This window comes from Mesorhizobium sp. B2-9-1, assembly GCF_006439455.1.
Classification (GTDB): domain Bacteria; phylum Pseudomonadota; class Alphaproteobacteria; order Rhizobiales; family Rhizobiaceae; genus Mesorhizobium.
The window spans coordinates 350,975-371,041 of the sequence record NZ_VFTP01000004.1 but is presented as its reverse complement, the minus strand read 5'-3'; the positions used below and the strand labels follow the sequence as shown (position 1 = coordinate 371,041).

Here is a 20,067-nt window from a genome sequence, read left to right as displayed (position 1 = left end):
AACGTGGCGGAAAGCCCAAAGCAAAGCCAGATCATAGAGGATCGATGGCGACAACGCCGATCTTGAGCGGTCCAAGCCCGATTGAAGCCAGGTATACCGGCAAGAGCACCGCGGCAAAGCCATCGCCGAAATCCCGGAGGGCCCGCGCCGCGTAGATGTCCGCAGCGCAGCCGCCATTCCTCTTGGAGCCGGGTTGCTCGACGCCGCCCGGGCCGATGTAGCTCCCTTCCGAATTTTGAAGGGCTTCTGCCAAAGATCAACTACCCGTCTTGAGGTGCACTTGATCGAGCGCCAGCCTCAGCCCTTTGGCCAACTTCCCGACATCGTCATTTGCCCAAAAATGCATGAAGAATAGCCGTGGTTGATCGTCGAGCATGTGGTTGTGCACAGCGGTCACCTCTATCCCGCTTTCCCGCAGAGCTCGTAGTACCGGATTCACTTCAGAGGCGATCAGGACGAAATCGCCGGTGATCGCGGCCTTGCCACTTCCGGTCGGCTGGAAGTTGATGGCAATCGCAGAGCCCATTGCATCCGGCACTTCCATGCCATCGTCCTTGACGGTCTCCGCGCGCGGGATGCTGACTTGATAGACGCCGCCGTTGACCTTGCCCTTGTGGCCAAGCGCCTGGTCGATGATCGACGTATCGAGATCAATTGACTTCGAAGCAGCGGCGGCGCTCGCCGGCGCGTCAGAAAGCGGCGTAGCACTCTGCTGCAACGCTGAATGCAGCGCGGTGGCCAATTTTTCCGGATCGCCGTGACCAAGGACGTGCATATACATCGTCTCCGGCTGGGCTCTCTGCAGGTGATTGTGGAGGGCCGTGATCTCGATCCCGCTTTCAATCAGTTTCATCATCACGGGGTCGATCTCTGGCACGGTCAACACGAGATCGCCCATTACCATGGCGTCGTGATCGCCCATGGGTTTGAATGCGAGCCATGAGCCGAGCGCCAAGGCCGGTTTGAGTTCCACGCTGTCGAGAGTGACTTTCAGATCGGAGCGAGGCAGCCCGACGCGGTAGACTCCCCCTGGTGCTTCTGTGCCGGATTTCCCGAGCGCCTGCGCTACCGCCTTCCAGTCGGGCGCGGCAAGGGAGGGTTGGGCAATTCCAAGGGAGGCTGCTAACGCGAGGCCAGCTATGATTCTTCCATGCATGATTTGCTCCTGTGTTCAGCCCAGGTGCCCAAATGAAAACGTCTGCCGTTCCGAGATGCCATCGCGCTCGCGGAATTGTGATGCGCGCTCGGTTTCCGTGAAACGGTGAAAAGCCCCTAGGCCGTGCGGCTACGCGGCGCGCCGATAATCGACCATGCGGCGGCGCCGAGCGCGGCCACAGTGCCGAGGATCACCGCAAGGCTCGGCAAGTGGAAGAAGATGTCGCGCCAGCGTGGCTCGACGACCGCGCCGGTGCTGAAGGCCTCGCCGCTATACTGGCACAGGATCCACGACGCGCCGCTGCGCACCATCTCGGCATCGATGTCCGAGATCAGCGCCTTCGCACCCCGTTCAGCTGAAGGCATCGTGGCCATATAGGTGAGCAGCGCCTTGGCGGTGGCGAGATAGGCGTGGCTGCATTCGTTGAACGGGCTTTCCTCGTCGCCGAGGCTGCCCGGCATCAAGCCCCAGAGGCAATAGGTGAATTGCAGATTGCCGTGATTGTAGAGCCGGCGGAAGGTCGGGTCGGTCGTGGTCTGGCGCTGGGCGAGGTCGAGGATATCGCCGCGATAGCGCGCGATGACGGCCATCTGGCCGTGGGTCAGGCTGGGGATCTGGATGCCCGGAGGAGGTGGGGCCGAGGATCCGCTATGCGCTTGCGCGGATGTGGCGGCCACAAATGCGAGCAGCGCCGCAACCGAGCAATTCCAGGAAAAGTGTGCGGCGGTTTTCCGTCCGGAATTGCGAGAAAACAAAAGACCAAAGTGGCTCTGCGGTCGTATCGACCGTTGAGCAACCGAGCAATTCCAGGAAAAGTGTGCGGCGGTTTTCCGTCTGGAATTGCGAGAAAACAAAAGACCAAAGTGGCTCTGCGGTCGTACCGACCGTTGAGCCGCTTTGGCCGCCAGGGCGCGAAACAGTGGCGGCCAACGCATCGGATTTCAGGCGTAGCGGCGTGCCGGGCTGCGCTGGTCGCGCACCGCGACCACGCGTTCGGCAACCGCGCCGAAGCCGAGCCCGACGACGGTCCACAGCACCAGCTGGATGCCGAGCGAGGCGACGCGGAATTGCCACAGCACGGTCGCTGAGAAGTTCTCCGGCACCTCGTTGATGTCGGGCAGCGCCGCCTTCACCAAAGCGAAGACGACGAGGAAGGCGAGCCCGGCCACGATCGAGGCGTTCCAGGCGCCGAGCTGCTTCCACAGACGCTGCGCCAGACCCACCGCCGCCACCATCGCCGCGATCGAGACGACGATCATGATGAAGAACAGCTCGGTGCGGTAGCCAATCGTTTCCGCATTGCCGACCGCGGGCGGGTTGGCCGGATATTTGAGGCCGGGCACCACGATCACGGCCAGAAAGCCGAGCAACGCCAGCAGCGCCGAGGTGCCGCGCGGTCCCAGCGAGCCCAGCCGGCCATAGGCGTAGGCGAAGACCAGCGAGAACAGCCCGCCAAGCGCGGCGCCATAGATCAGCACGCCGGTTGCCAGGCCGATGCCGGCTTGCGTGGCGCGGCTGACCATCTCGGGCTCCGGCGCCCCGCCGGCGGCCTGGGCCTGCTGTTCCTCGAAGGCGATCGCCTTGTCGACCTGCGGCTCGCCATAGACGTGGGCGAAGGCGAACGCCAGAATCCCGGCGACCAGCCCGACAAGCATGCCGCGCAGCAAAAGTTTTCCAACCATGTCACTAATCCCTCCAAGCAATTCCAGGAAAAGTGCGTAGCGGTTTTCCGTCCGGAATTGCGTTAGATCAGAATCGAAAGCGGGTTCAGCGATGCTGTACCGCTTTAGTGGCAGGGGAAGCCGAGCAGGTGTCGGCCGTCATGCACGAATTCGTGCACATAGGTGCCGCGGATCAGCGAGGTCGCGCCTTCTTCCGCGCCGACGAAATAGATCGCCAGCATCAAAAGCAGCCCGCCGAGGATGGCCCAGGGCAGAAGCTCGCGGACCGGAATCGCAACCGGGCCGTAGCTGGGGGCGAAGGTGGTGTCGGACATATTGACCTCCCGTGGGATACTGCGTCCCGTTGATCGAACGATGCTGCGGAATAAGGCCTGACTTTCGGCTGGTGCCGATCACAGTGGCGCGACCGTGCCGGACTCGCACCGGCTTCCAATCCCGTATAGCACTAAGACACTTGTCAGCACTTCGTTCGCCTGTCAACGACATGTAATGGCGGCACGGCTACGTGAGGCCTGTTTTTCGCTGGGCCACGGAGTTTTTCATGCTTGCCCGCCTGACGATGATCGCAAGCGGAGCGACGCCCGGCATGCGCAAGGGCCGCTTTCCGAACGATGAGCCGCCGGAGCCGCGCGCCCTCGATCGCGCCGGCGCGCTGGCCGCTTCGCTGCGTCGCGCCGACCGTGTCTGGACAAGTCCGGCGCTGGCCGCGCGGCGGACGGCCGAGGCGCTCGGCCTTGACGCGGCGATCGAGCCGCTGCTTGCCGAGCAGGATTTCGCACGCTGGGCCGACAAAAGTTTCGAGGAGGTGCAGGTCGAGGATCCCGAAGGCATGGCGGCCTGGCTCGCCGACGCAGACGCGGCGCCTCATGGCGGTGAATCGCTCGCCGCCGTCGCCCGGCGGGGTGCTGCGCTGATGGAGCGGCTGGCCGGCGAGAGCGGTCACACCATCGCGGTGACGCATGCCGTGCCGATCCGCGCCACCATGGCGCATGTGCTCGGCGCGCCGCTTTCCTCGGTCTGGAAGATCGACATCGAGCCGCTGTCGCTCACCGAGTTCCGCGGCGACGGCCGCCGCTGGGTGCTGCGCGCGAGCGGCGTCACTGTCGCCGGCTGAACGCTCAGGCGTGAACGCTCCATCCGTGGACCCGGCCGGCATATCAAGCCGGCACACCACCGTTTCAGTGATCGCTAACGGAACGGAAACGCTTCGCTGCTATGGTGCGGCCCCATGGCGAGGAGAGCCTTGCCTGAGGAGCCCGCCGGATATGGCCAGTTTTCCCGAGACCGAGCGACGTCTTCATGCGCGCGAATTCGTGCTCAAGCAAGCCACGATCATCGCCGCCGGCGTCAGGATCGGTTGCTCGGTCAGAAATCAGCACGAGCAGGGCGCGGAATTGCGCGTTGGCGCAGATGTGGAGATCCCGGACCGCTTCCTGCTCGAGGTCCCGGCCGACGATACGGCCTATCGCGCTTTGGTGCGGTGGCGGCGCAACGACCGCGTCGGCGTGGCGCTCTACAGCAACGTGCCGAAGGACTGATGCTCAAAGGTATCGGCGCACGCTCGCCCTGTAGGCGCGGTAGGGTTCGCCGAACTTGCGTTCCAGATAGGCCTCCTCGCGCAGCACCACGCCGTAATGCAGGATGGGGAAGCTCGCGATGGTCGCGATGACGGCCCACCAGCTGTCAAAGAGCAGCCCGATCCCGAGAAGCAGCCCCATCAGGCCGACATAGAGCGGGTTGCGGGTGAAGCCGAACGGGCCGCCGGTGATGATCGCGGTGGTCGGCAGCGTCGGGTTCACATTGGTGCCGCCGCGCAACATGATCGAGCGTCCCCAGGCGATGATCGCAACCGCCAGTACTGCCAGCACTATGCCGAGCACGATGGTCAGCGGGCGGCCGCCGATCGCCAGCGGCCAGACATAGCGCAGCGCCAGCATCGCGATCAGCGCCACGAGAAAGAGCAGCGGCGGGAACACCGCCACGCCCGGATTGTCCGCTTTGTCATCCATAGCCATCTTCATCGACCAGGCGCCATTGCCGCCACTATGCACGGACGCTCGTCGTCCAGCAATTCGTGACTTGATCCTGCCTAGGCGATGTGCAACCCGGCATATCGGGAACACAACCGTAGCGCGCGCGTTCACTATCGCCGATCAACAGGATTTCGCGGATGAGCAAGACAGCTGTTTGGGTGGCGCTGATCGCCATCGTTCTCGTGGGCCTCTATTTATTGCAGGCCAATGGCATGATCCGGTTTTGATCAGGCGCGGCGCGTCACCATTCGCGGGCTCAACAGCAGCGGCTCGCTCCGCAGCCACTTGCCGCCTTCTGTTCTTCCAGCCAGCGGTCGCGCGGCTTGCAGCTTGCCGGCCGTGGCGACAGCTCGACCTCGACGGTCCCGCCAACAAGGCTCGGCTGGGCTGCCCGGTGCAGTTCGATGGGGCGCAGGCCGTCGCTGACCTCGAAGGTCAGCTTCGCCGCCTGATCGAGCGCCACATGATCCGCCACCTTGCGGATGATCGCGGCGAATTTGCCGGCCGGCATATGGACCGGCCCGCCCTCGTCCACGTCCCACAGCTGGACGAAGATTTCAGACCATGATTCCGGGTTCGCTTCGCAATCCAGCGCCGCGAACTGCCCCGCTTTCACCTCGGTGACATGATAGCCCGGCTTTACCGGCCGCCCGCCACAGCGGAACACCAGCGGCGTGTCCGTATGATCGGCCAGCGCAACCAGCAGATCGCCGATCGTCAGGTCGGAGGGGTCGATTGGGGCCACATTTTTCCGGTTGTCGGAAGAGAGCATGTCGGCTATTCCTCATTTCAATATTTCAAGGATTGTTGAAACGTGGATGAACGTCAAGCCCTGACCGCCTTTGGCGCGCTGTCGCAGGAAACACGGCTGCGCCTGCTGCGGCTGCTGGTCGTTGCCGGCCCGGGAGGCATTGCCGCCGGCTCGCTCGCCGAGCAGGTCGAGGTCTCGCCGTCCAATGTCAGCTTTCACCTCAAGGAACTGGAGCGGTCTGGCCTCGTGACCGCGCGGCGCGATGCCCGCTCGATCGTCTACAGCGCCGAGTTCGACGCGCTATCCGGATTGATCCGCTTCCTGATGGAGGACTGCTGCTCCGGCCGGCCGGAAATCTGCGCGCCGGCGGCTGCCGCATCTTGCTGCCGGCCGGGCGAGGAGGCCCGGCAATGACCGCCACGCCCGTCGCAAAATCCAAGGCTAGCTAATGAACACCTTCGATCTGCCGCGCCGGTTCGCGGCTGAAGCCCTCGGCACCGGTCTGCTGGTGGCGACCGTCGTTGGCTCCGGCATCATGGCCGAGACGCTGACGCATGACACCGCGCTGGCGCTGCTTGGCAACACGCTAGCAACCGGCGCGATGCTGGTGGTGTTGATCACCATCCTCGGGCCGATCTCCGGCGCGCATTTCAATCCCGCCGTTTCGCTGGTGTTCTGCCTCAACCGGTCGCTGCCTGCTCGCGATCTCCCTGCCTATCTGTTCGCGCAGGTCGTCGGTGGAATCGCTGGCACGATCGCCGCGCATCTCATGTTCGCCCTGCCGGTGCTGGAGGTCGCGACGAAACTGCGTGCCGGGCCGGCGCAATGGTTCTCGGAAATGGTCGCGACATTCGGCCTTATCGCCGTCATTCTCGCTGGCCTCCGCTTCGAGCGGCGGGCCGTGCCGTGGCTGGTCGGGCTCTATATCACAGCGGCCTATTGGTTCACGGCATCCACTTCCTTCGCCAATCCCGCCGTCGCCGTGGCGCGCTCACTCACCAACACTTTCTCCGGCATCAGGCCGCTCGATCTGCCGGGCTTCGTCGTGGCCGAGCTGCTCGGCGCCCTGATCGCGCTCGCGTTGATGGCCTGGCTGCTCAAGCCCGAAACCGTTCAGCAATACCAGCCACTGAAAGCAGAGCCATGACGGTCACGATCTATCACAACCCCGACTGCGGCACCTCCCGCAACACGCTCGCCATGATCCGCGCCAGCGGCGAAGACCCTGTCGTGATCGAATACCTCAAGACGCCGCCGGGCCGCGAACGGCTGCTCGAACTGATCGCCGCGATGGGGATTTCTGCGCGCGATTTGTTGCGGGAGAAGGGCACGCCTTACGCCGAACTCGGCCTCGCCGATCCGAAATGGAGCGACGATGAGCTGATCGATTTCATGCTCGCCCATCCGATCCTCATCAACCGGCCCATCGTCGAGACGCCGAAAGGGACAAAACTGTGCCGGCCGTCGGAAGCGGTGCTGCCGCTGCTCGACAATCCGGTGCGGGAGTTCGTCAAGGAGGATGGCGAGAAGGTCGCCTATCCGCCAGAGCAAGCCTGATTGGAAGCCGCCACGCCTGCCGGACACAGTCGCCGCGTCCTCATTGCGGGTCTCGGCATCACGCAGATTCTCGCCTGGGGATCGTCCTACTACCTGCCCGCGGTGCTTGCCGTGCCGATTGCCAAGGATACCGGCTGGTCGCTCGCCTGGGTCATTGCCGGGCTATCCTGCGGGCTCCTGCTTGCCGGGCTGGTGTCCCCCATCACCGGGCGGCTGATCCAGCGCCACGGTGGGCGACCGGTGCTTGCCGCCAGCTCGCTGCTGCTGGCGGCCGCGCATTCGCTGTTGGCGACGGCGACCGACTATCCTCTTTATCTGGCTGCATGGCTGCTCATGGGCTTGGGCATGTCGAGCGGCCTCTACGATGCCGGCTTCGCCACACTCGGCCGCCTCTATGGACAGAGCGCGCGCGGCGCCATCACCAACCTGACGCTTTTCGGCGGCTTTGCCAGCACCATTTGCTGGCCGATCAGCGCCTTCCTTGTCGAGCATGGCGGCTGGCGCACCGCCTGCCTTGCCTATGCCGCGATCCATTTGGCAATCTGCTTGCCGCTCCATCTGTGGATAATACCGTCGCCTCCGGCCGCCGCGCCTGCGCCGGTCAAAGATAGGTCGAAAGAGGCATCGACCACCGGCAGAGCGCGGGCGCGCTTCATTTTGCTGGCCTCCATTCAGACCTTGGCCGCACTGGTCGCGTCCATGCTCTCCGTCCATCTGCTGACGCTGCTGCAGTTGCGCGGCGCGAGCCTGGCAGCCGCCGTCGGACTTGGCGCGCTAGTCGGTCCTTCACAAGTCGGCGCTAGGGTGGCGGAGCTGCTGATCGGCCGCAACCGGCACCATCCGATCTGGACGATGCTGACATCCGTAACGCTGCTCGCCGCCGGAATCTGGCTGCTCCTGACGAGCCAGACTTTCGTTGCTCTCGCCTTGATCCTTTATGGCGCGGGTAACGGCATCCATACGATCGCGCGCGGCGCGCTGCCGCTGGTGCTGTTCGACCCGCAGCAATACGCGGTGCTGATGGGCAAGCTCGCGACGCCCAGCCTCATCGTCCAGGCGGCGGCTCCGTCCGTTGGGGCGCTGCTTTTTGGCACGGGCGGCGCCAATCTTGTCCTGGTCACGCTGGCGCTCGCGGCAACGGTCAACGCGGGGCTGTGTATTTGCCTGCTTGCGAGCATGCGCCGCTGATCCTTGGAGCGGTTCATCGCCCCACGAAATCGCCGACCTGTCCCGGGCTCTCTCGCGGCTCCGGAAGGAACCCGCCACACATTTGTGCCGCGAGGGCAATCCGCATTGACGCTCGTCAGGCCACAAACGAATTTACCGCGCCGCGCAAAAAAACCGACCCGGCAATTGCCGGGCCGAAGTCTTCTGATTGATTGCCAGTCGCGAGGCGTTCCTGTCAGTCGCGATGCTCCGGCATCGCCTTGAGCTGATCCTTCGTCCAGCTGGTGACGGCATGCACGTCGCCGTCCTCGTCGCGCATGAAATCGAGCTGGCTGGCGGTGACAGCCACCGGCTTGGCGCCGATGCCGAGAAAGCCGCCGACATCGATGACGACCTGGCTGCCGTGCAGGTGGTCGACCGAGCCGATCTTCTCGTCATCCGGGCCGTAGATGGTGGCGCCTTCGAGGATGTCGGGCGTCAGCTCGGCGTTGGTCAATCTTACGTGGCTGGTGTGGTCCATGGCGCATCTCCTGTGGTTGTACAGGGATGAACCTCTGATCGGGGCGAGGGTTCCGCCGACGGAGCGAAAAGCGAGCGCTGCTCAGCGAAGCACTGCCCAGCCCGTCACGAGGACGAGGACAAGCGTGACCAGCGCTCCGGAGACATAGAGGATCGTCCTGACGCTGCCGCCCTTGGCGGCATTGCCGCCGCGCAGGTAGATGATCATGTGGACGAGACGAATCGCCAAGTGAACCCAGACGAGCACGGCGAGCGTCATCGGCTCGACGCCGACCATCATCGCCAGCAGCACGGGCACGACGAAGGGCGCGAGCGCCTCGACCGAGTTCATGTGGACGCGATCGATCCGGTAAAGGGAGTTGTCGTCGTCCGCCGGGATCACCGGCCCTGAAAGCTTGCCGGCAAAACCCTTGGACGAGCCTGAGTAGATCGCCAGCGCGACCGACAGGAGGCAGAGCGCAAGCACGCCGAGGGTGCTCAACCAATAGGCTTCCATTATTTCCAGTGCTCCTCCGATCGCCACCGTGCGGGCCATGCCCCAGGGGGGGTGCCGCTGTCAGGCCGCCCGGGAAAAAAGCGCCTGGAACCGCTGCAGGTAGAGCGGCCAGCCCTGATCGCCGTCGACCCCGCTGCGCACGCCTTCCCAGCCTTGGCCATGCCGTTCGATATGGCGGTGCTCGATTTCGACCCGGGTCCGGTTTTCCGCCTCGGCCGTGAAGCGGACCTCCCACTCGCTCGTCCTGGCGAGGTCGGTTTCGATCTGCCAGCGCGGGCTGATGTCCCAGCTCAGAAGCAGCCGGTCGGGCGGATCGTAGGCCAGCACGCGGGCGAAGCGGCACTCTGAGCCGTCGACGCCGCGGTCGTAGACGTGGCCGCCGACGTGCGGCTCGAAGATCGTTTCCGCGATCGGCACGGCAAGCAGATTGTGCTCGCGCGGCTTGAAGCTGCCGAAATCCTCGGTGAACACCTTGAAGGCGCGCGCGATCGGCGCCTCGACGACGACGGAATGCCTTACGGGAGCAGGTGCCGGTTGCTTGATCATGTCTCGTCCTTTGTCGGTTGCTCGACGGCCAGCTTGTAGGCTGCGAGCGTCTTCACCCAGAACTGGTCAATCTCCGCGCGAAACGCCGCGAGCCCGTCCGGATCGATCCGGTAAATGCGCTCCTTGCCGGAGCGCGTATCGGCCACCAGCCCGGCATCCTTGAGCACCTTCAGGTGCTGCGAGACGGCCGGCCGCGTCACGGGCAGCGCATTGGCGAGTCCGCCGACTGAACTGGGACTTTCGACCAGCAGTTCGAAGATCGTGCGTCGTGTCGGATCGCCGAGCGCTGTCCAGTATTTCGCGTTAGTGGCCACTAACGCGAAAATTAGGACGGTGCGTCTGACCTGTCAACCCGGGTGGAGAGTGCCACCTGTGGCCGGTCCGATTGGCTGGCCACCGCCTCTCGGTGCAAGATTCTCCGTTCATTTCCGTGTAATCAGCGCAAACGCCGGAGGATTGGTTTCGGCCGCCCCAACGTCGTCATTCTATGGCGGAGCAAGGAGCGAAGCGACGCGGCGCAGACCATAGAATCCATTCCGTGACTTGGAAGCGCCGCCACGGTGCAGAATTCTGCTCCGTTGCATTCCTTGACGAAGGTAACGGCATGGATTTCCAGGGTCTTCGCGACGGAGCTTCGCTCCTGCTCCGCCCTGGAATGACGATCGCCATGGCGTTTTCGGCCAATCTCCAACGCGTGCCACCTGCCAACGCAAACAGAGCCGACCGGTCAAAATCTCAGTGCAGTGCCACTAATCGACACCGCGCTTGCGTGCCTGCAGATCGCGCGCCGCTTGCTCGATCGCAGCGCGGTCGTTGCCCAGCCTGTCGAGCAGCTCTTGCGCCTCGTCGCCCGAAATGCCGGTGCGCATGGCAAGCGCCTCCACCGTCAGCACATCGGCGCTGTCGATCTCGCGCGTTTCTGGCAGCGCATCGCCTGCCGTCAGCGGCAGGGCGGCCTCGCGGTCGATCTCCATCTCCGCCTGATGCCAGTGCCGTTCATGATTGCCCAGGATGCCGCCCTCGCGCTGAAAGATCTCATAGGCACGCTGCCTGATCTTTTCGGTCCGATCGTCGTCCATCGCCGTTCCTCCTTGCGTGTCACAAGAACGCAGGACAGGGCGGAACGATCCGCGTCGTTCACGAAGTGATCGCCGGCACAATTTCGGCCTCCACCGCGCAGATTTGCGCCTAGTGTTACCGTCCGTATATCGCCACCGCTTTGCCGAACATGCCGGGCTCCGGCTTCACGCCCAGCCCCGGCCCCTGCGGCACGGCGATGTGCCCTTGCTTGATGATCACCGGCTGCTTCTGGTCGAAATGCCCCTTGATGTATTCCTGGGCGATCCAGGCGCCCTCCATGCGGCGCGGCTCGACGGTCGCGGCCAGATGCACACAGGCCGCCGCGATGATGTCGCCGCCCCAGGCGTCGTCGCAACTGTGCGGCAGCGAGCGGATGGCGCAAAGGTCGCGCACGGTCGTCATCTTCGTCAGGCCACCCAGACGTGTCACTTTGAAGCCGAAGCCATCGGCGATGCCCAGCGAGATCGCCCGCAGCACAGCGTTCTGATCCTCGGTGCTTTCGTCGAGATAAACCGGATGTGTCATGCGGCCTTTCAGCGTCGCGATCTCGTCCATCGTGTTGCAGGGCTGCTCGAAGACGAAGGGAATTTGCTGGCAGAGCCGGTCAAGATGGATCGCTGCGGCCACCGTCAGGCCCCGGTTGCCGTCGACCGCTAGCCGAGCCTTGTAGCCGACCGCTTCCCAGACCTTGTGGACGACGGCGACGTCTTCTTCGAGATTGCGCCCGCCGATCTTCACCTGCAGGCGCGGGTAACCGGCGCTCACCTTGTCGGCGGCGATCCTCGCCGTCTCCTCCGGCGGGCCGACGATCAGCGAATAATAGGCCGGCACGCGGTCGGTCAGCGCGCCGCCCAGCAGCGTCGAGACCGGCACGCCGAGTTTTTGGCCGAGCAGGTCGAGGAACGCTATGTCGAAAGCGGCCTTGGCATAACCGTGGCCGTTGAGCCGCTCGTCCATCTGCTTGGCCAGAAGTCTGATCGAGGCGATCTCCGAACCGATCAGCCCCGGGGCGATTTCGGCGATCGCGGCGCGGGCGCCCAGCGCATGATGCGGCTGGTAGACCGGGCCGATCGGACAGGTCTCGCCCCATCCGGCAAAACCGTCATCGGTAACGATCTCGACCAGCGTCGAGTCCAGCGCCTCCACATCGGCGCTGGCCATGCGGTAGACGCCGCCTTTGACCGGCAATTGCGCCGAATAGACGTTGATCCGATCGATACGCATACGGGCTTCCCTCCGAAGGACACGTCGGCAACGGGGCCTTTGCAGGCCCTGCCTATTACATCCGCGCCCTGGCCGAGGTCGGATCGTAAGGCGAATCCGCGATCACCTCGGCGACCTTCCAGTCGCCCAGGATCGCGACGTCGAGCTTGGTGCCGGGTTTCGAAAACCGCTCGGGCAGCAGCGCCAGCGCCACGTCATGCCCGAGCGCGTAGCCGTAGCCGCCCGACGTGATGCGCCCGATCAGCGCGCCGTCGCTGTAGAGTCCTTCATTGGCAAGCGTGCTGGCGCCGTCGGTGTCGATCCTGAGCGTCACGGATCGGCGCTGGTCGTTGCGCTCCTTGTATTTCAGAACCGCGTCACGGCCGACGAAGTCGCCCTTGTCGAGGCGGATGAAGCGCTCCAGCCCGCTCTCCAGCGCGTTGAGCTCCGGGTTCATGTCGCGATGCATGGCGCGATAGGATTTCTCGAGCCTGAGCGACTCCAGCGCGTGCAGCCCGACCAGCCGCATGCCGTGCTTCTCGCCTTCCTTGAGGATCGCGTCGAGCAATCGCCGCTGGTAGGGCAGGGGGTGATAGAGTTCCCAGCCGAGCTCGCCCTCATAGTTCACCCGCAGCAGCCGCACGTCGCTTGCCAAGGCGACGCTGCCGGTCTTGACGCCGAACCACGGAAAATTTTCGTTGGAAAGGTCGATCTCGGTCAGCGGCTGCAGCACCTCGCGCGCCTTGGGTCCGACGACGGTAAAGCAGCCGCGGTCGTTGGTGACGTTCTTCAAGAATACGCTGCCGTCGGCGGGAAGCAGTTTGGAAAGATCGTCGAAGTTCCAGCGTTCGGCGCGCGGCGTCGAGATCAGGTAGAACAGGTCCTCGCCAAGCCGCGCCGCCATATATTCCGCCTGCACGCCGCCGGTTGCGGTCAGCTGATGCGCCAGCGTCACCTTGCCGACGGCCGGCAGGCGGTTGGCGATGATCCGGTCCAGCCAGGCGGCCGCGCTGGGACCTGACACCTCGAACTTGGTCATCGGCGTCATCTCGACCAACCCGACGGCGTTGCGTACCGCCTGCACTTCCTCGCCGACGAGGTTTCCCTTGGGCGTCCAGCGCCAGCTATATTGGTCCTTGGCCTTGACTCCGTCGCGCGCGAACCAGTTGGGCATCTCCCAGCCATTGAGCACGCCCCAAACCGCTCCCAGTTCCGTCAGCCGGTCATAGGAGGGCGCGGTCTTCTGCGGCCGCGCGGCGGGCATGTCCTGTCCCGGGTATTTCTGCTCGGCATGCGTGCCCCACGCCTCTCGCACCTTCTCGCGCGTCCATTCCTTGTTGGCGTAGTCGCCGAAGCGGCGCGGGTCGAGGTCGGATGTGTCGATACTGTTGCCGCCTTCGACGATCCGCTCCGACAAATAGTAGCCGATCGTGCCACCCCACAAGATGCCGCCCGGCACGCCTTCGGCCAGCCAGACGTTGGGCAGGCCCCAGGCCTGCCCCATCAAGGGCAGCTCGTCCGGCGTCATCTGGAACGGGCCACGCACATTGGCCTTGATGCCGACGCGCCCGAGCGCAGGCACCAGCTGCAGCGCCTGCTCCCAGTTCCACGACACCGCCTCGAAATCCTCTTCCAGCAGGTCGGCGCCGAACCAGTCGGGAACGCCGTCCTCGGCGAACAGCTTCAGGTTTTCGGTGCGCTCATAGGGACCGAACATCAGCCCGTCGCCTTCCTCGCGTAGATAGCCCTCGAAACCTTCGTCGCGCAGGATCGGCATTTCGGGCCGGCCAGCGCGCTTGCGCTCCACCACTTCCGGCACCGCTTCGGTGATCCAGTACTGGTGCAGGATGGGGATCGCCGGGATCTCCAAGCCAAGCAGCGCGCCGGTCTGGCGCGCGTAATTGCCGGTGGCGCAAATCACATGCTCGCAGGTGATGTCGCCCTGGTTGGTCTCGACCAGCCATTCGCCGGAAGCGGTCCGCTTGAAGCCTGTGACCTCGGTGTTGAGATAGACTTTTGCGCCGAGATCCCGCGCGCCCTTGGCCATGGCATGCGTCACGTCGGCCGGCGCGATATGGCCGTCATCGGGATGGTAGAGCGCGCCCAGCATGTCCTTGTTGTCGAGCAGCGGCCAGAGCTTGCGCGCCTCGTCGGGGGTAAGCAATTGCGCCCGCATACCCTGCACCTCGGCGACGCTCATATAGCTCTTGAACTCGTCGAGCCGGTCTCTCGAATTGGCGATGCGCAACTGTCCGCATTTGTGCCAGCCGACCGGCTGCCCGGTCTCCGCTTCGAGGCCCTCATAGATTTCGATCGTCTTTTTGATCATCCGCCCAACATTGATGTTGCGGGAATAGGACGGAATCAGCCCCGCCGCATGCCAGGTCGAGCCGGCTGTAAGCTGCGTGCGCTCGAGCAGCGCGACATCCGTCCAGCCGCGCTTGGCCAGGCCATAAAGAATACCCGCGCCGACGCATCCGCCGCCGACGATCACCACCCGCGCATGTGCTTGCATCGAACCACCAAATCCGGACCATTCTCCAAACCGCGCCGTCGAAGCTACAGGCGAGGCAAGGCGGTGTAACGTTCTGAAAAACTGAGGATGACGATAAATTGGGCTTATGCAGCGGTGCGGCTCGGCGGATCGCGACCTGCCGGCATCTCACTGCACTTGCCCGTCCTGCGCCGTCTCGTCCTTGAAGTCGACTTTGGTGCCCGGCTTGACCATGGCGGCGAGGTCCTCGGCGTCCCAGTTGGTCAGCCGGATGCAGCCATGCGAGAAGGTGGTGCCGATCTTGCCTGGGTCAGGCGTGCCGTGAATGCCGTAGCTCTCGATCGAGAGATCGATCCACACCGATCCGACCGGATTGTTCGGCCCCTTGGCGATGGTGAAGGGCCGCTTGCTCTTGACGCCCTTGAAGCCGAATTTCGGATTGTAGCGATAGGTCGGATTGTGCACCACGCGCTTGACCTCGGCCATGCCGCTCGGCGCCGGCTTTTCCTCACTGCCGATCGAGGCAGGATAGACCGCGAGCGCTTTGCCCGAAGCATCGAGCGCGCGCACCTGGCGGGCGCCCTTGTCGACCTCGACGCTCGCGACGGCCGCGGGAGGATCGCCACGGCCGACATCGGGCACCACCAACGTGGTGTCGGCCTTCCTGAAACCGGCTTTGGGATTGAGCAGCCTCAGCAACTGTTCGCTGACATGGAAGCGCTCCGCCAGTTTTTCCCGCGCGCTGCGATAGCCGAGCCGCTTCAGATGCGCCATCCGCTCCATGCGGGCGGGGATGCGCCTGGTGAACGGCCCGCGCACATCCTTGGCCGTGACCTCGTAGTTTATCAGCACCGGCCCGGCGAAAGTCGCCGCGAGCTTGTCCCAGGTCTCGCGGGTGAGCTTGCCGTCGGAGGGCAGTCCGTTGGCCGCCTGGAAGGCCGCGACGGCCTTGGAGAAATTGTCGGAAAGGCGACCGTCGATCAGGCCGGGGGAGAAGCGGGCGCGATCGAGAAGGATCTGCGCTCTGAGCACCATCGGATCGACGCCCTTCGGCTCGCCCTCGCTGAATTGCGCCTGGTTGACAGCGGCGAGGTCGAGCTTGGCTGCCAGCGTCCCGCCGCACGCGAGCGCCAGCGCCAATCCAGCGATAACAAGCAGCCTGATCATCGACGTCACTCCAGGATCGCGGCAAGAGCCTGTCTCTATGACGCGGCACGGCCGATGTGGTTCCTGTCGCGAGGAGCCGCACGAAGATCATCACGAGGGTGCGCTTTCTCCCATATACGTTTGAATTTTAAGCTGGAAACCAGTTCCCATGAACGCAGAGAACTGGCATTATGGTATCAGGGCCTGCGCATTTTCTTATTCCATGGCTCCTCGTCCTGGTAACCGGCGGCTCCCCAACACCCCCCGCCCATGCCGTCGGTTGCCCTGTTGGGCGCGTCTGAGCCCGAACGGCTGCGTCAGCAGCGGCTAATCATCGGCTGGAATTAAGCTTCTGGATACGGCCCTTATCCAGCCGGAACACGCCGTCCGTGCCGCCCTGGAGCTCGAAATCGGTTTGAAGCTCATCCCATGAGCCGAGATATTTACCGCACTCGGCGCAATGGATCGCCGTTTCGGGTTGAGCATCGGCCGGAATTTGCAAACGGATGGTGCCGCAAAACGGGCATTCCAATTTGTGGTCCAGATACTCGCCAGTCATGGTTGCGCAGCATCGCGCAATCGGCGCGTCTTCGCAAGGCTGGGGATTTCGGCAAGCCTTTGCTTCAGCCCGGCTCGATCTCGGAAAACAGCCAATCGCGAAACGCCTTCACCTTGCGCTGGCGGATCGCTTCCGGCGGGTAGACCAGATAGAAACTGGAGACCGCCTTCAGCGCATGGTCGAAGGGCCGGACCAACCTGCCGGTGGCGAGGTCGGCCGAGACGAGCATGGTCCGGCCGAGCACCACGCCTTCGCCCTGCACGGCCGATTCCACCGCGAAAGTGGCTGAATCGAAAGTGAGCCCGCTGTTCGGGTCGACGCCTTCGACGCCGGCGCTGGCCAGCCACGCGGCCCAGTCGATGCGGTATCCGTCGCGGATCAGCGTGTGGTGCTTGAGGTCCTGCGGGTGCTTGAGCGGATACGGCCCTTCCAGAAGCTTCGGGCTGCAGACCGGAAAGACTTCCTCGCCGGTGAGAAATTCCGACGTCAGCCCGTGATAGTGGCCGGCGCCGTAGCGGATGGCGACGTCGATGCCGTCGCCGCGGAAATTGGTCAGTCGCCCGGTGGTCGAGACGCGCACGTCGATATCGCTATGCGCGCGATGAAAGCGGTAGAGCCTCGGCACCAGCCATTTTCCGGCGAAGCCGTCCGAGGTGCTGACGTTGAGCGTCGAGCCGGAATGACGCGAGGTCGCGGTTTGCGTCGCCAGCGCGAGCTGGTCGAGCGCCTCGCGCACGGCAACCGCATAGGGCTCCCCGACGGGGGTGAGCCGCACTGAGCGCGTTGCCCGCTCGAAGAGCTGCACACCAAGCTGGTCCTCGAGATGCTTCACCGCGCGGCTGATCGCGCCATGGGTGAGGTTGAGCTCGTCGGCGGCCCGCGAAAAATTCAAATGCCGTGCAGCGGCCTCGAAGGCCGGCAAGGCGTTGAGCGGCGGCAGTCTGCGGGCCATGACGACAAAGCCATTTGTGAGTTATGGTAACAAATACTTGCCAAATTTTGGTTTGTCCGTCGAGCCTTTTCCAATCAAAAATCCTCACAGAATTTGTGATCAATACTCACTCAAGATCAAACCTGCGAGGACATCATGGCGACCGTTCATCCCTTCCTCTGGTTCAACCTCGATGCCGAAGCCGCGCGAGATTTCTATCTCTCGGTCTTCAGCAACAGCCGCGCGCTGCGGACCATCGAGTTCACCGACAAGCCGCATGCGATCTTCGATTTCGAGCTCGAAGGCCAGCGCTTTACCGCGCTCAACGCCGGCGGAGTGCCGCCCTTCAATGAGCGGATTTCGCTCTACATCGAAACCAAGGACCAGGCCGAAACCGATTATTTTTGGAACGCGCTGACCGCCGGCGGCGGCTCGGAGCAGCCCTGCGGCTGGCTGAAGGACAAGTTTGGCGTCTATTGGCAGGTCATTCCCGAACCGGCGCTGCGCCTGATGGACGACCCCGACCGCGCCAAGGCCGACCGGGCGCGTCAGGCGATGTATTCGATGAAGAAGATCATCCTCGCCGATATCGAAGCAGCCCACGCCGGCCGCGCCTGATTTTGAACCCATCATTGGAAGGACGGAGAAGACCCCCATGACCAGTCTCCCCATGACATCGCTCAATGGAAAGAAGATCATTGTCGTCGGCGGCAGCTCCGGCATCGGTTTCGGCGTCGCGGCAGCGGCGCTTGAAAGCGGCGCGGAGGTGGTGATCGCCGGCCGTTCGGCCGAAAAGCTGAAGGCCGCCGAAAAGCGGCTCGGCGGGGCAGGGCGCGTGACGGGCATCGCCGCCGACATGGCCAATGAGGCCGAGGTGTCCGGCTTGTTCGAGCAGGCCGGCGCTTTCGATCATCTGGTGGCGACGGCCGGCACGCCGCCGCCCAATCATCCGATCGGCGAGACCGATATGGATTTCGTGCGCCGATTTGTCGACGGCAAGCTGATCGGCGCGGTGATGCTAGCCAAGCACGCCGTGCGCACGCTGAACAAGGCTGGCTCGATGATCTTCACCTCCGGCATCAACAAGGACCGCCCGCCGGTCCCCGGCGGCTCGGTCGTTTCGGCGGTCGCCGGCTCCTTCACCTATTTCGCCCGGGCGCTGGCGCTGGAACTTGCGCCAACCCGCGTCAACATCGTCTCGCCTGGTTGGGTGGACACCGAAATGTGGGACGAGATCGTCGGCACCGCCAAATCAGGCTATTTCGAGCAGATGGGCGCCCGACTGCCGGCTGGAAAGATCGCCAGGCCCGCCGATATCGCGCCGGCCTATCTCTATCTCATGCAGAACGAGTTCATGACCGGCGAGACCATCCACATCGACGGCGGACAGCGGCTGGTGTGAGCGGTAGAGCCGGACCTTGATTGGAAGGTTCCGGCTTCACCTATTGCCACCCAAAAGGCCGGGCGCCGCCTTCCACACTTTCGCCGGCCAATGGCGTTTCCAGCGGAACGCTAATATAGATGATGCTCGAATGAGCAGCGCCTCCGCACCGTCGAGGAACGCCATGCGAAGGGTCATCGTCACAGCCATGTGGATTGTCGCCGCGACAGGCGCCGATGCTCATGACTGGTACGAAAACAAGGTCGACCCGGTAACCAACTTCAAATGTTGCGGCGGCACGGATTGCCGCCCCATCCCCGAGTCTGCCGTGCAATCCGGGGCCGACGGCGGCTATGTCTATCTTCCCGATGGCTTCAACATCCCGCGAGACCGCGTGCAGGAATCGCCGGACGGCCGATACCATATCTGCGAGAACCATTACGTCATAACCAACCAGCCCTATCTGCGCTGCTTCTTCGCGCCGCGGCTCAAGGTCTCCCGACTGCTCCCGCGCTAGTCACGGCCCGCGATATCTGCATGGCACCTGACACTGGTCATCGCCACCATTTGAGCTTTCACTTTCGTGCGAAGCTGAAGGTGAAATGGCTGCCGCGGTGATAGACGGCGGCATGGACGACCGGGGTTCCGGTCCCATCGAAACAGGTTTCCGTAATGAGCAGGGCTGGCCCGAAGTCGCGTAAGTCGTTGCGCTGCACGATTTCGTCGGGCAGCGTTACGGCTGCAACGGAGGCGGCCGACATACGCGGCTGATGGCGGTGCTTTTCCAGCAGGGCGAGCAGCGAGCCGCTCCATTCGATGTCGAAAAGGCGCCCCGGCAAAAGGCTGCGTGGTACGTAGTCGAGCGAATAAATGAGGGGCAGATCATTGTGCAGCCGCAGCCGTTCAAGCCGGATGACGCGCTCTCCGTCCGCTAACCGCAATTGCTGCTGGATCAATGGATCGGGCGTTTCCTCGTTGATGGAAAGAACCTTGTTGACGGTGTTGTAGCCATAGTGGCGCGACATGTCGGTCACGCTTTCGAACACCGTGATTGGACGGTCGACCTGGACGGCGGAGTTCGCGGTCACAAAGCGGCCGAGACCATGAGTGACGGAGATGATGCCGTCCTGTTCGAGAAGCTTCAGCGCTTCGCGCAGGGCAGGGCGCGAGATGCGGAAGCGCTGCGTCAGCTGGGATTCCGTTGGCAGCCGGTCGCCGGGCTTGAGCCCTTCGGTCCTGATGAGGTCGGCCATGCGGTCGCGCAGCTGAACCGCCAATGTGCGCGCGTCCCGAAGCGGCTCGTCCAAGTCCCTCTTCCCCATTGTGCCAACTCTCCTTTTGTTGTCGGACAATCGCGCTCAGGTCA

27 protein-coding genes and 1 riboswitch are annotated in these 20,067 nt (G+C 63.9%); of the genes, 9 read left to right on the top strand and 18 right to left on the bottom strand.

Translation table 11 applies throughout. The annotated features are described in order from the left end of the window. Positions 1–31: 31 nt before the first annotated feature. The 5 genes from FJW05_RS11975 to FJW05_RS11955 all read right to left on the bottom strand — a co-directional run bounded on the left by FJW05_RS11975 (position 32) and on the right by FJW05_RS11955 (position 3,152). A complete protein-coding gene (locus FJW05_RS11975; protein ID WP_140631993.1) occupies positions 32–253 on the bottom strand; it encodes a hypothetical protein in 222 nt (73 codons plus the stop codon). Positions 254–256: 3 nt separating this feature from the next. Beyond that, positions 257–1,156 carry a DUF1259 domain-containing protein gene (locus FJW05_RS11970; RefSeq protein WP_140631991.1) on the bottom strand — a complete coding sequence of 300 codons (900 nt, stop codon included), beginning with the start codon at positions 1,154–1,156 and terminating at the stop codon, positions 257–259. Positions 1,157–1,272: 116 nt separating this feature from the next. Continuing rightward, positions 1,273–1,746, bottom strand: coding sequence for a hypothetical protein (locus tag FJW05_RS11965; protein WP_140631988.1), 474 nt, complete (start codon positions 1,744–1,746; stop codon positions 1,273–1,275). Between the two features lie 351 nt (positions 1,747–2,097). Beyond that, entirely contained in the window at positions 2,098–2,838 is a 741-nt protein-coding gene (locus FJW05_RS11960; RefSeq protein WP_140631986.1) for a CbtA family protein, read from the bottom strand. A gap of 104 nt (positions 2,839–2,942) precedes the next feature. Continuing rightward, positions 2,943–3,152, bottom strand: coding sequence for a CbtB domain-containing protein (locus tag FJW05_RS11955; RefSeq protein ID WP_095770085.1), 210 nt, complete (start codon positions 3,150–3,152; stop codon positions 2,943–2,945). Then, positions 3,153–3,296, bottom strand: a riboswitch (adenosylcobalamin (AdoCbl) riboswitch). An 83-nt stretch (positions 3,297–3,379) separates the two neighbouring features. On the opposite strand from FJW05_RS11955, the gene FJW05_RS11950 reads away from it, so the two are divergent. Together FJW05_RS11950 and FJW05_RS11945 are read left to right on the top strand one after the other, a co-directional pair. Beyond that, on the top strand, positions 3,380–3,952 hold the full coding sequence (locus FJW05_RS11950; RefSeq protein ID WP_140631983.1) for a histidine phosphatase family protein: 573 nt from the start codon (positions 3,380–3,382) through the stop codon (positions 3,950–3,952). 151 nt (positions 3,953–4,103) lie between these two features. Continuing rightward, positions 4,104–4,376 (top strand): PilZ domain-containing protein, encoded by a 273-nt coding sequence (locus FJW05_RS11945; protein ID WP_140631981.1) that lies wholly within the window; start codon positions 4,104–4,106, stop codon positions 4,374–4,376. Between the two features lie 3 nt (positions 4,377–4,379). On the opposite strand, the gene FJW05_RS11940 is transcribed toward FJW05_RS11945, so the two are convergent. Together FJW05_RS11940 and FJW05_RS11935 are read right to left on the bottom strand one after the other, a co-directional pair. After that, on the bottom strand, positions 4,380–4,847 hold the full coding sequence (locus tag FJW05_RS11940) for an isoprenylcysteine carboxylmethyltransferase family protein (protein ID WP_181164915.1): 468 nt from the start codon (positions 4,845–4,847) through the stop codon (positions 4,380–4,382). Positions 4,848–5,127: 280 nt separating this feature from the next. Next, positions 5,128–5,643 (bottom strand): DUF6428 family protein, encoded by a 516-nt coding sequence (locus tag FJW05_RS11935; protein ID WP_140631975.1) that lies wholly within the window; start codon positions 5,641–5,643, stop codon positions 5,128–5,130. A 42-nt stretch (positions 5,644–5,685) separates the two neighbouring features. Here FJW05_RS11935 and FJW05_RS11930 point away from each other — a divergent pair, with 42 nt between their 5' ends. Genes FJW05_RS11930 through FJW05_RS11915 form a run of 4 tightly spaced genes read left to right on the top strand, consistent with a single transcriptional unit; the run spans position 5,686 to position 8,367 of the window. Next, complete coding sequence (locus tag FJW05_RS11930) at positions 5,686–6,036, top strand: metalloregulator ArsR/SmtB family transcription factor (RefSeq protein WP_140631972.1); 351 nt, start codon at positions 5,686–5,688, stop codon at positions 6,034–6,036. A 34-nt stretch (positions 6,037–6,070) separates the two neighbouring features. Further along, positions 6,071–6,769, top strand: a complete 699-nt coding sequence (locus tag FJW05_RS11925; protein WP_140631970.1) for an MIP/aquaporin family protein — start codon at positions 6,071–6,073, stop codon at positions 6,767–6,769. Next, positions 6,766–7,179, top strand: a complete 414-nt coding sequence (arsC, locus tag FJW05_RS11920) for an arsenate reductase (glutaredoxin) (RefSeq protein WP_140631967.1) — start codon at positions 6,766–6,768, stop codon at positions 7,177–7,179. The genes FJW05_RS11925 and arsC overlap by 4 nt, the downstream gene beginning before the upstream one ends. After that, the gene (locus FJW05_RS11915; protein ID WP_140631964.1) at positions 7,180–8,367 is read left to right on the top strand and encodes an MFS transporter; all 1,188 of its coding nucleotides are present in this window, start codon (positions 7,180–7,182) and stop codon (positions 8,365–8,367) included. A 214-nt stretch (positions 8,368–8,581) separates the two neighbouring features. Here the strand turns inward: FJW05_RS11915 and FJW05_RS11910 are convergent, their stop codons facing one another. The 10 genes from FJW05_RS11910 to FJW05_RS11865 form a co-directional block, all read right to left on the bottom strand. Beyond that, a complete protein-coding gene (locus tag FJW05_RS11910) occupies positions 8,582–8,866 on the bottom strand; it encodes a hypothetical protein (protein WP_040980340.1) in 285 nt (94 codons plus the stop codon). 81 nt (positions 8,867–8,947) lie between these two features. Continuing rightward, positions 8,948–9,346, bottom strand: coding sequence for an MAPEG family protein (locus FJW05_RS11905; RefSeq protein WP_246673364.1), 399 nt, complete (start codon positions 9,344–9,346; stop codon positions 8,948–8,950). Positions 9,347–9,421: 75 nt separating this feature from the next. Then, the gene (locus tag FJW05_RS11900) at positions 9,422–9,907 is read right to left on the bottom strand and encodes an SRPBCC family protein (RefSeq protein WP_140631958.1); all 486 of its coding nucleotides are present in this window, start codon (positions 9,905–9,907) and stop codon (positions 9,422–9,424) included. After that, positions 9,904–10,221, bottom strand: coding sequence for a metalloregulator ArsR/SmtB family transcription factor (locus FJW05_RS11895; protein WP_181164914.1), 318 nt, complete (start codon positions 10,219–10,221; stop codon positions 9,904–9,906). Before FJW05_RS11895 ends, FJW05_RS11900 begins: the two co-directional genes overlap by 4 nt. Before the next feature lie 435 nt (positions 10,222–10,656). Continuing rightward, positions 10,657–10,986 carry a DUF2934 domain-containing protein gene (locus tag FJW05_RS11890; RefSeq protein ID WP_140541736.1) on the bottom strand — a complete coding sequence of 110 codons (330 nt, stop codon included), beginning with the start codon at positions 10,984–10,986 and terminating at the stop codon, positions 10,657–10,659. A gap of 115 nt (positions 10,987–11,101) precedes the next feature. Then, positions 11,102–12,211, bottom strand: coding sequence for a mandelate racemase/muconate lactonizing enzyme family protein (locus FJW05_RS11885; protein WP_140631953.1), 1,110 nt, complete (start codon positions 12,209–12,211; stop codon positions 11,102–11,104). 55 nt (positions 12,212–12,266) lie between these two features. Then, positions 12,267–14,705: an FAD-dependent oxidoreductase gene (locus FJW05_RS11880; protein WP_140631951.1), complete on the bottom strand. Its 2,439-nt coding sequence runs from the start codon at positions 14,703–14,705 to the stop codon at positions 12,267–12,269. A 147-nt stretch (positions 14,706–14,852) separates the two neighbouring features. Further along, positions 14,853–15,851, bottom strand: coding sequence for a L,D-transpeptidase (locus FJW05_RS11875; RefSeq protein WP_140631948.1), 999 nt, complete (start codon positions 15,849–15,851; stop codon positions 14,853–14,855). 310 nt (positions 15,852–16,161) lie between these two features. Next, positions 16,162–16,389: a hypothetical protein gene (locus FJW05_RS11870; protein ID WP_140631945.1), complete on the bottom strand. Its 228-nt coding sequence runs from the start codon at positions 16,387–16,389 to the stop codon at positions 16,162–16,164. A gap of 64 nt (positions 16,390–16,453) precedes the next feature. Further along, entirely contained in the window at positions 16,454–17,341 is an 888-nt protein-coding gene (locus FJW05_RS11865) for a transcriptional regulator GcvA (protein ID WP_140631942.1), read from the bottom strand. Positions 17,342–17,476: 135 nt separating this feature from the next. Here FJW05_RS11865 and FJW05_RS11860 point away from each other — a divergent pair, with 135 nt between their 5' ends. The 3 genes from FJW05_RS11860 (at position 17,477) to FJW05_RS11850 (ending at position 19,218) form a co-directional block, all read left to right on the top strand. Beyond that, positions 17,477–17,938, top strand: a complete 462-nt coding sequence (locus tag FJW05_RS11860; RefSeq protein ID WP_140631939.1) for a VOC family protein — start codon at positions 17,477–17,479, stop codon at positions 17,936–17,938. Positions 17,939–17,975: 37 nt separating this feature from the next. Next, complete coding sequence (locus FJW05_RS11855; RefSeq protein WP_140631937.1) at positions 17,976–18,722, top strand: SDR family oxidoreductase; 747 nt, start codon at positions 17,976–17,978, stop codon at positions 18,720–18,722. A 130-nt stretch (positions 18,723–18,852) separates the two neighbouring features. Next, positions 18,853–19,218: a hypothetical protein gene (locus FJW05_RS11850; RefSeq protein WP_140541729.1), complete on the top strand. Its 366-nt coding sequence runs from the start codon at positions 18,853–18,855 to the stop codon at positions 19,216–19,218. 58 nt (positions 19,219–19,276) lie between these two features. On the opposite strand, the gene FJW05_RS11845 is transcribed toward FJW05_RS11850, so the two are convergent. After that, a complete protein-coding gene (locus tag FJW05_RS11845; protein ID WP_140631931.1) occupies positions 19,277–20,008 on the bottom strand; it encodes a GntR family transcriptional regulator in 732 nt (243 codons plus the stop codon). Positions 20,009–20,067: the final 59 nt, after the last annotated feature.